At 47.5% G+C, this 957-nt stretch carries 1 protein-coding gene and 1 other RNA gene (1 of these 2 only partly in view); one reads left to right on the top strand and one right to left on the bottom strand.

The genetic code is table 11. The annotated features are described in order from the left end of the window. Positions 1-316 precede the first annotated feature (316 nt). Positions 317-880, bottom strand: coding sequence for a TIGR00296 family protein (locus METPAY_RS13655; protein ID WP_048153098.1), 564 nt, complete (start codon positions 878-880; stop codon positions 317-319). Positions 881-913: 33 nt separating this feature from the next. On the opposite strand from METPAY_RS13655, the gene rnpB reads away from it, so the two are divergent. Next, an RNA gene (rnpB, locus tag METPAY_RS14510) (RNase P RNA component) lies at positions 914-957 on the top strand (it continues 293 nt past the right edge of the window).

Here is a 957-nt window from a genome sequence, read left to right as displayed (position 1 = left end):
GATTATCTGGATATGCGGGTTTATTACGGGAAGAAGGAGGGGCGTCTTTATGGTTTTATCCCCTACCCTGAGCTTTCCCAGCCTGCCCATTATGTCTTTCTGGGTGATTTCAAAATTGATTGCCATCGGTTACTCTTTTATTTTTTTATCCCGTGATTGTCTGTACCTGGAAAGTCGTTATCTCAGTATTATATATGTGCAATACAACGCCCGGTTGCTTCTCCGGCAACAGTTCCATAGTCCACATATATATGCTCCGGATTATTATAAGTGAGATGGAGCTTGAACCGGTGTCGGCCACTGGTCATTTCTTCGATCACTTATTTTCCGTGAATATCTGTCCCCGGAAAGTCATGATCTCCACATCGCCCGATCTCCACATTCCTGTGGGGAGTCCAGCTTTCATGCAGACATGATCAAGGAACTCGACGGGGTCCATATTGTATTCCTTTGCAACCTGAGGAAGAAGCAGGCCGCTCCTGCCGAATCCTTTTATAATCAACCCGTCTCTTCCGATCACGATATTTTCCGGCCTCTCCTCCGGAAGGCATTCGAGCCTTTCCGGGTTTGTAAGAATCGTGACCTCCAGCCTGATCATGTCAAGCTCCTCCGGGCTTACTGGTGGAAATCTTGGGTCTGATGTCGAGGCGGAAATTGCAGCCTCAACGATTCCTTCCTTAAGCGGGTACATTGGGTAGGGCAGCCCTATACATCCCCTGAGTTCGCCTTTTTCTGTGATAGTTACGAAAACTCCTCTCTTTTCATCGAATACTGAGGACAGTTCTTCGCATTCAAGATCCCCCCCTCTGATCTGCTTTTCGATCGTCTTCCTTGCAAGGCAGAGTGCGATCATTCCTTCTCTTTCCGACAGCAGTTCCATAATCTAATATATACTCGCCTTTAAATTATAAGTGAGAGGGAGAGGACAGCTGACGGCGGCATCAAGTTGCCGCTGAG

The sequence above is a fragment of the Methanolacinia paynteri genome, from assembly GCF_000784355.1.
Lineage (GTDB): Archaea > Halobacteriota > Methanomicrobia > Methanomicrobiales > Methanomicrobiaceae > Methanolacinia > Methanolacinia paynteri.
This window is presented reverse-complemented; position numbering and strand designations above follow the sequence as displayed.

Excerpts from the sequence above, each read along its gene's own strand:
- METPAY_RS13655 (WP_048153098.1), bottom strand. The coding sequence starts at position 880 with ATGGAACTGCTGTCGGAAAGAGAAGGAATGATCGCACTCTGCCTTGCA.